Genomic DNA, 12,087 nt, shown 5'->3' on the forward strand with positions numbered 1-12,087 from the left:
CTCGGGGCCGGGAGGCTCAGTCGGGGATCTCGACCCCCACCTGTTGGGTGATCGGGCCGTAGTGCTCGGGCCGGCGGTGGCGGGCGAAGTCGAAGACCGAGCGGCGGATGTAGGCGCCGAGGTCGAGGTCGCAGTTGACCGTGATCACCTCGTCCTCCTCGGACATGCACATCGCCGCCGTCTCGCCCGTGGGCGCCACGATGGCGCTGCCGCCGATCATCGCGAACCCGTCCTCGGAGCCGCATTTCGCCGCCGCCATCACCCAGGCGCCGTTCTGGTAGGCGGCCGATTCCAGCGACAGGCGGTTGTGGAACTCGCGCAGATGGGCGGGCTCGGGGTGGTGGATGTTGCGCGTGGGGGTGTTGTAGCCCAGCAGGAACACCTCCGCCCCCCGCAGCGCCATGGTCCGGAACGTCTCCGGCCAGCGGCGGTCGTTGCAGATGCACATCCCGAACCGCCCCGACGGCGTGGCGAAGCTGGGAAACCCGAGGTTCCCCACCTCGAAATACCGCTTCTCCAGATGCTCGAACTCGGGGTCCCCGATCGGGTCCTTGGTGCCCGGCAGGTGGATCTTGCGGTATTTCCCCAGGATCTTCCCGTCCGGCCCCACCAGCACCGAGGTGTTGAAGCGGCGCGTCGCGCCCTCCTCCACCACCTTTTCGGCATAGCCCAGGTAGAAGCCGACGCCGAGCTCCTTGGCCGCCTCGAACAGCGGGATCATGGCAGGGGAGGGCAGCCCCTCCTCGTAGAACCGGTCGTACTCCGCGGGATCGTCGTAGACGTAGCGCGGGAAGAAGGTGGTCAGGGCGAGCTCGGGGAAGGTCACCCAGCGGGCGCCGCGGGCATGGGCCTCGCGCAGCATCTCGATCAGCCGGGCGACGGTCGCCTGCTTGCTGTCGGCCAGGTGCACCGGGCCCATCTGGGCGACGGCGAAGACTTCCTTGCGGCTCATTCCGGCAATCCTCTCGCTTCTGCGCTTTACAGATAGCCTCGCCGGACATTAGCCAGAAATCACGAATCCACGCGTCGGTATAACCCAGGATTATCCCCTGCCCATGCTCAAGGCCCGCAACCTCGAAATCCTCTGCGCCGTCATCGAGATGGGGACCACCGCACGCGCCGCCGACGCGCTGGGCGTCAGCCAGCCCGCCGTCTCCAACATGATCCGCCATACCGAGGACCTGATCGGCTTCCCGCTGTTCCTGCGCGAACGCGGCCGCCTGACGCCGACGCGCGAGGCGCTGCACCTGGCCGACGAGGCCCGCCACCTGTTCCGCCAGCAGCGCCGCATCGCCGGCATGGTCGAGGAGCTGAAGGGCGGCGTCGCCGGGCGCCTCTCGATCATCGCCACCCCCTCGCTGGGCCACGGCATCGTGCCCAGGGCGCTGAGCGCCTTCCTGAAAGGCCGCTCCAAGGTGCGCATCTCCTTCGAGGTCGGCACGGTCGACGAGATCGCGGCCCGCCTGATCGCGGGGGAGGCCGACCTCGGCCTCTCGATCACCCGACCGCGCCAGTCCGCCCTCTCCACCCAGCCGCTGGCCGACGGCCGCCTGGTCTGCGTCCTGCCCGAGGGGCACGAGCTGGCGCTCTCGGACCGGGTCAGGATCACCGACCTCAACCACGTCCCCCATATCTCCTACGCCGTCGACACGCCGCTCGGCCGCGCCGTCGACGCCGTGTTCTCGGCCGAGGGGCTGGAGCGGCGGCATTTCTGCGAAGTGCGCCACACCTCCACCGCCCTCGACCTGGTGAAGGGCGGTCTCGGCGTGGCGCTGGTCGACGACTTCGCCCTGATCGGCGGGGCGCCGCCCGGCGTCGTCGCCCGGCCCGCGACCCCCGACGTGCCGCTCAAGATCTACGCCCTGACCTCGACCCTGTTCCCGACCCCGAACCTCGCGCTCCTCTTCCAGCGCCACTTCGCGGACTTCGTCGGCGCGGCCCCCAGAGTATAATCCGAAACTATAGATCGGCCCGATCTTTTGATTTCCCAATGATGGGGCTCCGTGGTGGTCTGGACATGACGGGGGCGTGACGCCGCCCTCCAGCGCCAGCCGGACCCGGAGCCCCATGACCGACGTGATCCTCTCCATTCGCGACGCGGTGAAACGCTATGGCGAGACCCATGCGCTGGACCGCGTGGACCTCGACGTGGCGGAGGGGGAGTTCCTGACCCTGCTGGGCCCCTCCGGCTCCGGCAAGACCACGCTGCTGACCGCGGTGGCGGGCTTCACCCAGCTCACCGCCGGCACGGTCTCGATGCGGGGAACCGACATCACCTCGCTGCCGCCGGAAAAGCGCGGCTTCGGCATGGTCTTCCAGGGCTACGCGCTGTTCCCCACCATGACGGTCGCCCAGAACGTGGGCTTCCCGCTGAAGGTCCGCGGCAAGTCGAAGGCCGAGATCGCGGCCCGCGTCGCCGAATGCCTCGACCTCGTGCAGATGGGACGCTTCGCCGACCGCATGCCCCAGCAGCTCTCGGGCGGCCAGCAGCAGCGCGTGGCGCTCGCCCGCGCGCTCAGCTTCCACCCGCCCGTCCTGCTCCTCGACGAGCCCCTCTCCGCGCTCGACAAGAAGCTGCGCGCCGACCTGCAGTGGGAGCTCAAGGCCCTCCACGAGAAGCTGGGCGTGACCTTCATCTACGTCACCCACGACCAGGAGGAGGCCCTGTCGATGTCCGACCGGATCGTGATCCTCGAGGGCGGCCGCATCCAGCAGGAGGGCGCGCCCGAGGCCCTCTACGACGCGCCGCGCACCGATTTCGTTGCGAACTTCCTCGGAAAATCCAACTTCCTCGACGTGACCGTCGCGGGCCACGTGCCCGGCGGCGCCGCCTGCGACCTCGCCGGCCACCCGATCGAGATCGCCTCCCCCGCCCCGCCCCCCGTCGGCGCCGCCGCCCGCGTGGCGCTGCGCCCCGAGCGCATCGCGCTCGGCCCCGAGGGCGGCGAGGGCGTGCCCGGCCGCATCGCCCAGGTCTCCTACCTCGGCGAGCGCGCCCAGCTGATCGTGGACACGGAGCGCCTGGGCCCGCTGCTCGTCTCCCGCCCCACCTGGAAGGCGGCGATCCACCCCGACGCGGGCCTCCCCGTCACCCTGCGCTGGGAGCGCGACGCCTGCGTCTTCCTGGAGGCGCGCTGAGCGCCGCCCCCGGGGCCCCGCGGCGCGCCGCGCGCCGCCTGAACCGGGAGGCCGCCGCGCGCGCCTCCCCCGAAATCCGGGGCGCGCCGGCCTCCCGGACCCGTCCTGACCAGCGGCCGTCAGAAGCCGCGCCCGAAGACCCATCCGACAAGGAGCGACCGATGTCCCACGACAACGACTTCAAGCGCGACCTCGCTGAGATCGCCGCGCACAAGCTGCGCGAAGGCCGCATCACCAAGCGCGGCTTCCTCCAGGCCATGGCCGCGCTGGGCGTGATCCCGATGGCGGGCCTCGGCGGCCGGGCCATGGCCGCGCCCTCCGAACTGGTGATCGTCAACTGGGGCGGCACCGCCGCCGACGTGATCAAGGAAGTGCTGGGCGACACCTACAAGGAAGCCACCGGCATCGACGTCGTCATCGACGGCTCCGGCCCCTCCGCCGGGCGCATCCGCGCCATGGTCGAGAGCGGCGCGGTGGTCTGGGACGTGTGCGACTCCGGCCCCGGCTCGGCGATCATCCTCGGCGAGGCCGGCGTGACCGAGCCGATGAACTACGACATCATCGACCGCACCAAGATGATGGAAGGCACCGACTGGGAGTACGGTGCGGGCAACTACGTCTATTCCTACGTGCTGGCCTACAACCCCAAGCTCTCCGAGGGCGGGGTCCCGACCAGCTGGGCGGACGTCTTCGACACCAAGAACTTCCCCGGCATGCGCACCTTCCGCAAGGCCGTGCGCGGCATGCTGGAATGCGCCACCATGGCCCAGGGCGTGCCGCTGGCCGAGGTCTACGACGTGCTCTCGACCGAGGACGGCATCGACGCGGCCATCGAGCAGTTCCGCAAGATCCGCGAGAACGTCATCGTCTGGGGCTCGGGCTCCGAGTCCCAGAACCTGTTCCTCCAGGAAGAGGTGGTGATGGGCAACATCTGGTCGACCCGCGCCCACCTTCTGAAGGACGAGATGGACGAGGGGACCTTCGCCGTCTCCTTCGACGGCGGCGTGATGTCCCCCGGCACCTGGGTGGTGCCCAAGGGCAACCCCGCCGGCGCCGAGGAGGCGATGAAGTTCATCGCCTTCGCCCAGGATCCCGCCCTGCAGGTGAAGTGGTTCGAGCTGATCGGCTCCGCCCCCATCAACCCCGCCGCCGCGCCGCTGGTGCCGGAGTCGATGTCCAGGTGGAACCCGACCTCGCCCGAGAACGTGGCCACCCAGATCCTCTACAACGACGAGTGGTACGCCGCGAACCAGATCGCGGCCGAGGAGAAATACGTCAACGCCCTCATCAACTGAGGCGACGTCCCCCGGCGGTCGTCCGCCGGGGGACGGCTCATGGCCGGCGCGCGCCGCGCGCCGGCCGCCCCCTGACCCTGCCGACCCCGCCCGCGGGGTCCCCGATGCGGAACCCGCCATGACCTCCGACAAGGCCCGCTACTGGCTGCTCGCCCTCCCGGCTCTGGCGGTGATGGCGATCTTCTACATCTGGCCGCTGGTGAACATCTGGGCGATCTCGGTGACCGAACCCGTGCCGGGCTTCGGCAACTACGTCCAGGGCGCCGAGTCCCAGGCCGTCACCACCTCCTTCGTGATCACCTTCCGCGTCGCCGCGCTGACCACCGTCTTCTGCGTGATCCTGGGCTACATCTGCGCCTACGCCATCGCCAACACCATCCGGCGCGCCAAGCCCCTGCTGATCGCGCTGGTGCTGCTGCCGTTCTGGGTGTCGGTGCTGATCCGCTCGTTCTCCTGGATCGTGCTGCTGGGCCGCTCCGGCATCGTCAACGACGCCCTGCGCGACGTGGGCGTGATCGAGCGCCCCCTGCGCCTGATGCACAACGAATTCGGCGTGGTGCTGGCCATGGTCCACGTCATGCTGCCCTTCGCGGTGCTGCCGCTGCTGGCCAACATGCGCGGCATCTCGCCGGCCTACACCGACGCCGCCCGGGGCCTGGGCGCCTCCGAGCTCACCGCCTTCCGGCTGGTCTACCTGCCGCAGACGCTGCCGGGCATCGGCTCGGCCGCGCTGCTGGTCTTCGTGCTGTCGCTCGGCTTCTACATCACGCCCGCGCTGCTGGGCGGGGGCCGGGTGCTGATGGTCTCCGAATACATCACCTACCAGATCCAGGAGTTCCTGAACTGGGGTCTCGGCTCCGCCCTCTCGGTCGCGCTGCTGGTCGCCACCGCGCTGGTGCTGGTGATCGCCGGCCGGTTCCTGAACCTCAAGAACGCCCTGCTGGAGCGGAGCTGATGAGCGCGCCCGAAGCCCGGACCACCCCGTTCCGCATCGCCATGTCCACCGGCGGCTGGCTGGTGGCGGCCTTCCTCGCCCTGCCGATCCTGGTGGTGATCCCGGTCTCGCTGACCGACACCTCCTACATCGGCCTGCCGAAGGAGAGCCTCTCCCTCCAGCATTACGAGGCCTATTTCACCTCCGCCCGCTGGCTGGGCGGCACGCTGGGCTCGATCCTGGTCGGCCTGGCGGTGGCCTTCTTCGCGACCGTGCTGGGCACGGCCTTCTCGATCGGCGTGTGGTTCCTGGGCGGGCGCGCGGCCACCATCGCGCGCTGGGTGCTGATCGTGCCGATCCTGGTGCCGCCGGTGGTGCAATCCCTGGGCTTCTACCGCTTCTGGGTGCAGCTGGGCCTGATCGACACCTGGACCGGGGTGATCCTGGCCCACACGCTTCTCGCGCTGCCCTACGTCTCGATCTCGGTGTTCGCCGCGCTCGCCAACCTCGACCCCAAGCTGCCGCAGGCGGCGCGCAGCCTCGGCGCCTCGATCTGGCGCACGGTGTGGGAGGTGGTGGTCCCCGCCGCCCGTCCCGGCATGATCACCGGCGCCGTCTTCGCCTTCATCGTGTCGTTCGACGAGATCGTCGGCGTCCTCTTCATCACCGTGCGCCGGGTCGAGACCCTGCCCAAGCTGATCTGGGAGGGGATCCAGGACAACATCGACCCGACCATCGCCGCGGTCGCCACGATCCTCGTGGTCATCTCGCTGATCGTCGCCGTCATCTCGGGCCTGCGCCGCTCATGAGCCGCCTGCTCCTGACCGGCGCCGCCTGCGCCCTGCCGGGCGCGCCCGGAACCGACGGCCCCCGCATCGCCCCCGCGACCCTCGCCATCGAGGGCGGCCGCATCGCCGCGGTGATCGAGGGGACGCCCTCGGGAACCGACTTCGCGGATTTCGAGCCGGTGGACTGCTCCGGCCGCCTGATCCTCCCCGGCCTGATCAACGCCCACACCCACGCGGTGCTGCTGGCGCTGCGCGGAACCATCGAGGACGTCGAGGGCAACCTCGTCTACCAGTACATGGTCCCCGTCTCCTACCTGCTGACGGGTCCCGAGCGCTCCGCCATCGCGCGCCTCGCCTGCGCCGAGGCGATCCGCTCCGGGACGACGACCCTCGTCGACCCGCTCCGCCACGTCGCCGACTACGCCCCCGCCATGGCCGCCTCCGGCCTGCGCCTGTGGCTGGCCGAGAGCTGCGCGGACGCGGTGACGACCGAGGTGGGGAAGGGCACGTATCGCTTCGACCGCGCCTTCGGCCAGACTTTTCTCAATCGCACCGAGGCGCTGATCGAGCGCTTCCATAACTCCGAGGACGGCCGCGTGCAGGTCATGGCCGCCGCCCACGGCCCGGACAACTGCTCCCCCTGGATGCTGGAGCAGGTCTCCGAGCTGGCGGCGCGGCATGGCCTGCGCCGGACCATCCACCTCTCCCAGATCATCTCCGAAAAGACCCAGGTCGAGGCGCTGCACGGCTGCACCTCCACCGAATACCTGGCGCGCAACGGCTTCCTCGGCGACGACCTGCTGGCGGTGCACTGGACCTTCTGCACCGAGAAGGACGTCGGCATCCTCGCCGAGAACGGGGTGCACTTCATCCACTCGCCGGCCTCGATGTCCGCCAAGGGGCCCCACCCCGCGCCGGTCAAGGCGATCCAGGAGGCCGGGATCAACATCGCGCTCGGCTCCGACAACATGACCGAGGACATGTTCCAGTCGATGAAGACCGCGCTGGTCCTGCATCGCGGCGCCTGGGGCCGGTCGGTGCGGCCTTCGCCCGGCCGGGTCTTCGACTATGCCACCGTGAACGCCGCCAAGGCGCTCGACCGCCCCGACCTCGGCCGCATCGCGGAGGGCGCCGCGGCCGACCTCGCCATGATCGACCTCACCCAGGCGACCATGGCGCCGACCGTCTCGGCGATCTCCAACCTCGTGCACTATGGACACCCGGGCCTGGTCGCCGACACCATGGTCGCCGGCCGCTTCCTGATGCGCGACCGCCGCCTGACCACGATCGACGAGCCCGCCGCCGTCGCCGAGGCCCAGGCCGCCACGCGCTCGATGTGGACCAAATTCGAGGCGGAGGGCCATGACGTCCCCGTCCCCCGCTTCGACGCCCTGACGACCGGAGACCCTGCATGACCTTCTCGCTTGTCGGCCGCTGCGCGCGCACCGGCGCCTATGGCGCGGCGATCACCACCTCGGACCTCGCGGTGGGCTCGCGCTGCGTGGGGCTGGTGCACGGCAAGGGCGGCGTGCTCAGCCAGCACCGCACCGACCCGCGCCTGCGCGATCTCGGCGTGCGCCTGCTGGCCGAAGGGGCCTCCGCCGACGCCGTGCTGACCGAGATCTGCGGCTCCACCCCCGACATCGAGTGGCGCCAGGTCGGCGTGATCGACGCGCAGGGCCGCATCGCCGTCCACCACGGCCGCTCGATGTATTCGATCTACGCCCACGCCGTCGTCCCCGACTGCCTGGCGCTGGGCAACATCCTCGACAACCCCGAGGTCCCCGTCGCCATGGCCGAGGCCTTCGCCGCCCACCCCGACGCCCCGCTCGCCGAGCGTCTCCTCGCGGGCCTGGAGGCCGGCCGCGAAGCCGGCGGCGAGGTCGGCGACCGCCTGCTCTCGGCCGCCCTGCGCGTCTCCGGCCCGCACGAGATCGACCTTTGCGACCTGCGCATCGACATCGCCGACGGCGACGCGGTGCACCAGCTGCGCCGCCTGCACGAGGCCTGGGGCGGCCGCGGCGAGGCGATCCGCAAGGTCGCCCTCTCCCCCGACGGCGTGCCGGTGAACCGCGCGCTCTTCGAGGCCTCGGTCGCCCGCATCAAGGCGCTCGACCTCGCCGACCGCTTCCCGACCGAGCGTCGCCGCCAGGCCTGGACCCTGACCGAATGAGCGCCGCCCCCATCGCCCCCGGCGACGGGGAGAACTACTGGCGCGACGGACGCCCCCCCTACGTCCCCAAGCCCGCGAAGCTCCCCGCCGAGGTCGACGTGGCCGTGGTCGGCGCCGGCTTCACCGGCCTGCGCACGGCGCTGGAACTCGCCCGCGGCGGCCGCTCGGTGGCGGTGCTGGAAGCGCACGACATCGGCCACGGCGCGTCTTCGCGCAACGGCGGCATGGTCGGCCCCAGCTTCCACAAGCTGGGCATGGCCGGCCTGACCTCGGCCTATGGCGAGGCCAAGGCCGCCGCGATCATGCGCGAAGGGATGCTCGCCCTCGACCATTTCGAGGGCTTCGTGGCCGCCGAGGGCATCGACTGCGCCCTCACGCTGCCCGGCCGCTTCCGCGGCGCCCCCACGGCGGCCAGCTACGAGGCCACCGCCCGCGAATGCGAGCGCCTGTCGAAAGCCGTCGGCCTCCCCTTCGAGATGATCCCCAAGGCGCGCCAGCGCGACCACATCGGTTCGGATTTCTACGAGGGCGGCGTCCTCTACCTGCGCGACGGCGGCATCCAGCCCCGCCTGCTGGTCGAGGCGCTGGCCAGCCGCGCCGAGGCCGCCGGCGCGATGCTGTTCGAGACCACCCCCGTCTCGGGGATGAAGCGCGAGGGCGACCGGATCGCCCTGCGCCTCCCCTCCGGCACGCTGCTCGCCCGCGACGTGGTGATGGCCACCAACGGCTACGGCGCCCCCGGCGCGACGGCCCCCCTCGGCCCCCGCGTGGTCCCCATGCTGACCGGCGTCGCGGCGACCGAGGAACTGTCGCCCAACCTGATCCGCGACCTCACCCCCGCCGGCGCCAACTTCGGCGAGAACCGCCGGGTATTCATGTGGTTCCGCCCCACGCCCGACGGCAAGCGCTTCATCTTCGGCGGTCGTCTCGGCCCGATGAACGGCTCGCGCGAGGCCCGCGCCCGCGCCGTGCGCGCCTCCGCCGCCCGCGTCTTCCCGCAGCTCTCCGACGTGCGCTTCTCCCACCTGTGGACCGGCCGCATCGCCTACACCCGGGATCACGCGCCGCACCTGGGCAAGATCGACGGCGTGTGGTTCGCGGGCGGCTACTGCGGCTCGGGCGTCACCCGCAGCGTCTATTTCGCCGACAAGATCGCCCGCCGCATCCTCGGGCGGCCCGACGCCGACACCGCCTTCGACGACCTCCCGTTCCCGAAAGTGCCGTTCCGCCCCTTCGCCCCCTGGGCCGCCGTGGCGCTGACCCGCTGGCACGCCTGGCAGGACGCCCGCGACGACCGCCGCCGGGGCTGAGCGGCCGCCCGATCCGGGTCTCTCGACCCCCCCGCCGGAGGCGCCCTCCGGCGGGGGTTTCCGTTTGACGCACTGCAAAACTTGGAGTTAGCTACAAAACAAGAGTCGAGTTCACGGCCGCCCGTTTCCGCCCCCCGACAGAGAGGTTCCGATGACCCAGGACGTCCACGATCAGGTCGCGCTTTACATCTCGCGCACGCGCTATCCCTTCCCCGGCCAGCAGGACTGGCCCGAGGGCTACTACGCGATCTGCAACACCCTCGAGCCGAAGCGCGGGATCGAGACGCCCGACGGCGGCATCCACTACCCCGACATCATCATCGTCTCGCCCAGGGACGAGGTGCGCGAGGTCGGCGAGGTGGAGATGACCATCGACCCCTCCCGGATCCCGCTGCTGCGCCTGGGCTCCGAGACCTCGGACGACCGCACCCCCACCAAGGTCCGCCACTTCTTCCTCTACGTGCCCATGGGGCTGGAGGCGGAGGCGAAGGCGATGCTGGAGGAGGCCGGGATCTCCTACGCCGGCGTGCGCGGCTTCGAGCAGACCGAGGCGGGCTTCCGCATCGTGCCCTACCACACCGCCGGCGACCCCTACGACCACCAGGTCACCGAACCCGGCCTGGTCTGAGCCCGCCGGCCGCGCGGCGTCCTCGGGGGGCGTCGAGCCCCCCTCGGCCGCCCGGCCGACGCCGGAAGGACCCGGGGCGCGCGTCGCTGCGAAGGCCGTGGCCCCGGCGCGGGCCCGGACCGCGCGCCGAAGGCGCGCGCGGGTCGCCGCCGTCAGGCGGCGAAACCCGGGGGCCGGGCAGGCCCTCAGCGGGGCTCGAGCAGCTCCCAGGGGTCGGGGAGCACCGGCATCGGGCATTCGATCAGCGTCGGACCGGGGCGGGAGATCGCCCAGGACAGCGCTTCGCCCAGGGCCTCGGGTCCCTCGGCGCGGCGGGCCTCGGCGCCGAAGCTCTGCGCATAGGCCACGAAATCGGGATTGCGCAGCTCGGTCGCGATCAGCTTGCCGCCGTGGAGCTGGTCCTGCATCCGCCGCACGTTGCCGTAGGCGCCGTCCGAGAACACCACCGCCACCGCCGCGATCCCGTGCTGCACGGCCGTCGCCATCTCGTTGGCGGTGAACAGGAAGCCGCCGTCGCCGCACAGCGCCACGACCGGCGCCTCGGGCAGGGCGGTCTTCACCCCCAGCGCGGTCGCGTAGGCGAAGCCCAGCGTGCCCTGGTAGCCCGGCGTGATCAGCCGCCGCGGCCGGTCCATCGGCAGCGCCGCCGTCGCCGCATAGCCGATCTGGGTGTAGTCGCAGACCACCGCCGCCTCCATCGGCAGCGCGGCGCGGATCGCGCGCAGATACGCCATCTGGGGCGCGAGCCGCGCCTCGAACGCCGCGGCCTTCTCCGCCTTCAGCCCGGCGGTGCGCGCCGCCCGGGCCTCCACGTCCGCCGCGACCTCGCCCTGCGCCAGCGCGGCGGCGAGCGCGGGGACCACGTCGGCCGCGTCCGCCTGCAGCGCCACCGTCGGCGGGACCCCCCGGGAGAACTGGGCGGGGTCGAGATCGACCCGGACCACCGCCTGCCCCTCCGCCAGCCCCCAGCGGCGGCGGGGATCGTGCAGGCGGGTGCCGACGGCCAGGATCACGTCCGCCTCGCGCCACAGCTCGCGGCCTTCCCAGGTGCCGACCGCCCAGGGGTGGTCGGTGGGCAGCACGCCGACGCCGGTCAGGTGGCTGACGACGGGGGCGCCGATGCGCGCCGCGATCGCCGCCAGCCCCTCGCCGCAGGCGAGCGCGCCCGACCCGATCCAGATCAGCGGCCGCTTCGCCCCGGCCAGAAGCGCCGCGGCCTGGTCCATCGCCACCGCGTCGGGCGCGGGGACCGAGCGGGCGGCGGCCGCGACCGTCGCGCCAGCGGCCGGTTTGCGCAGCACGTCGGCCGGAAGCTCGACCCCCGCCGGCGCCCGGCCGGAGGCCAGCGCCGCGAAGGCGTCCTGCATCACGCCCGCGACCTCGGAAGCCTCCCGCGCGATGCCGTGGCTGCGGGTCAGCCCGTCGAGGATCGCCGACTGGTCGGGCAGCTCGTGCAGCTCGCCCCCGCCCAGCCCGATGGCCTTCGAGACGATCTGCCCGATCACCGCCAGCACCGGCGCATGCACCGCATAGGCGGTCGAGAGCGCGGCGGTCGTGTTCAGGAACCCCGGCCCCGGCACCACCGCATAGGCGCCGACCCGCCCGCTCGCCATCGCGTAGCCCAGCGCCATGTAGGCCGCGCCCTGCTCGTGGCGGGGGTGGATCACCCGCAGCCGGTCGGTCGCGCCATGCAGCGCGTTCATCAGGTGGTCGAGCTGCACGCCCGGCAGGGCGAACAGCGTGTCGACGCCGTTGGCGATCAGGCTCTCGACCGCGATCTCGCCGCCGGTCGGCGTGTTGGGGGAAGTCATTCGGGGCGTT

11 protein-coding genes are annotated in these 12,087 nt (G+C 71.8%); 9 read left to right on the top strand and 2 right to left on the bottom strand.

The features are described from left to right. Positions 1-16 precede the first annotated feature (16 nt). Positions 17-952 carry an N-carbamoyl-D-amino-acid hydrolase gene (locus tag BM064_RS07005; protein ID WP_218160973.1) on the bottom strand — a complete coding sequence of 312 codons (936 nt, stop codon included), beginning with the start codon at positions 950-952 and terminating at the stop codon, positions 17-19. Positions 953-1,055: 103 nt separating this feature from the next. Here BM064_RS07005 and BM064_RS07010 point away from each other — a divergent pair, with 103 nt between their 5' ends. The 9 genes from BM064_RS07010 (at position 1,056) to BM064_RS07050 (ending at position 10,266) form a co-directional block, all read left to right on the top strand. Further along, positions 1,056-1,952, top strand: coding sequence for a LysR family transcriptional regulator (locus BM064_RS07010; RefSeq protein WP_092859037.1), 897 nt, complete (start codon positions 1,056-1,058; stop codon positions 1,950-1,952). Positions 1,953-2,067: 115 nt separating this feature from the next. Continuing rightward, positions 2,068-3,138 (top strand): ABC transporter ATP-binding protein, encoded by a 1,071-nt coding sequence (locus BM064_RS07015; protein ID WP_092859038.1) that lies wholly within the window; start codon positions 2,068-2,070, stop codon positions 3,136-3,138. 161 nt (positions 3,139-3,299) lie between these two features. After that, on the top strand, positions 3,300-4,433 hold the full coding sequence (locus tag BM064_RS07020; RefSeq protein ID WP_092859039.1) for an ABC transporter substrate-binding protein: 1,134 nt from the start codon (positions 3,300-3,302) through the stop codon (positions 4,431-4,433). Positions 4,434-4,551: 118 nt separating this feature from the next. Beyond that, positions 4,552-5,388: an ABC transporter permease gene (locus BM064_RS07025; protein ID WP_092859040.1), complete on the top strand. Its 837-nt coding sequence runs from the start codon at positions 4,552-4,554 to the stop codon at positions 5,386-5,388. Then, entirely contained in the window at positions 5,388-6,176 is a 789-nt protein-coding gene (locus tag BM064_RS07030) for an ABC transporter permease (RefSeq protein ID WP_092859041.1), read from the top strand. The genes BM064_RS07025 and BM064_RS07030 overlap by 1 nt, the downstream gene beginning before the upstream one ends. Beyond that, a complete protein-coding gene (locus BM064_RS07035) occupies positions 6,173-7,570 on the top strand; it encodes an amidohydrolase family protein (RefSeq protein ID WP_092859042.1) in 1,398 nt (465 codons plus the stop codon). Before BM064_RS07030 ends, BM064_RS07035 begins: the two co-directional genes overlap by 4 nt. Next, complete coding sequence (locus tag BM064_RS07040; RefSeq protein WP_092859043.1) at positions 7,567-8,328, top strand: DUF1028 domain-containing protein; 762 nt, start codon at positions 7,567-7,569, stop codon at positions 8,326-8,328. Before BM064_RS07035 ends, BM064_RS07040 begins: the two co-directional genes overlap by 4 nt. After that, positions 8,325-9,638 carry an NAD(P)/FAD-dependent oxidoreductase gene (locus BM064_RS07045; protein ID WP_092859044.1) on the top strand — a complete coding sequence of 438 codons (1,314 nt, stop codon included), beginning with the start codon at positions 8,325-8,327 and terminating at the stop codon, positions 9,636-9,638. The genes BM064_RS07040 and BM064_RS07045 overlap by 4 nt, the downstream gene beginning before the upstream one ends. Positions 9,639-9,789: 151 nt before the next feature. Continuing rightward, a complete protein-coding gene (locus BM064_RS07050; RefSeq protein ID WP_092859045.1) occupies positions 9,790-10,266 on the top strand; it encodes a hypothetical protein in 477 nt (158 codons plus the stop codon). Between the two features lie 185 nt (positions 10,267-10,451). On the opposite strand, the gene BM064_RS07055 is transcribed toward BM064_RS07050, so the two are convergent. Then, on the bottom strand, positions 10,452-12,077 hold the full coding sequence (locus tag BM064_RS07055) for a thiamine pyrophosphate-dependent enzyme (RefSeq protein ID WP_092859046.1): 1,626 nt from the start codon (positions 12,075-12,077) through the stop codon (positions 10,452-10,454). Positions 12,078-12,087: the final 10 nt, after the last annotated feature.

The sequence above is a fragment of the Albimonas pacifica genome (assembly GCF_900113695.1).
Taxonomy (GTDB): domain Bacteria; phylum Pseudomonadota; class Alphaproteobacteria; order Rhodobacterales; family Rhodobacteraceae; genus Albimonas; species Albimonas pacifica.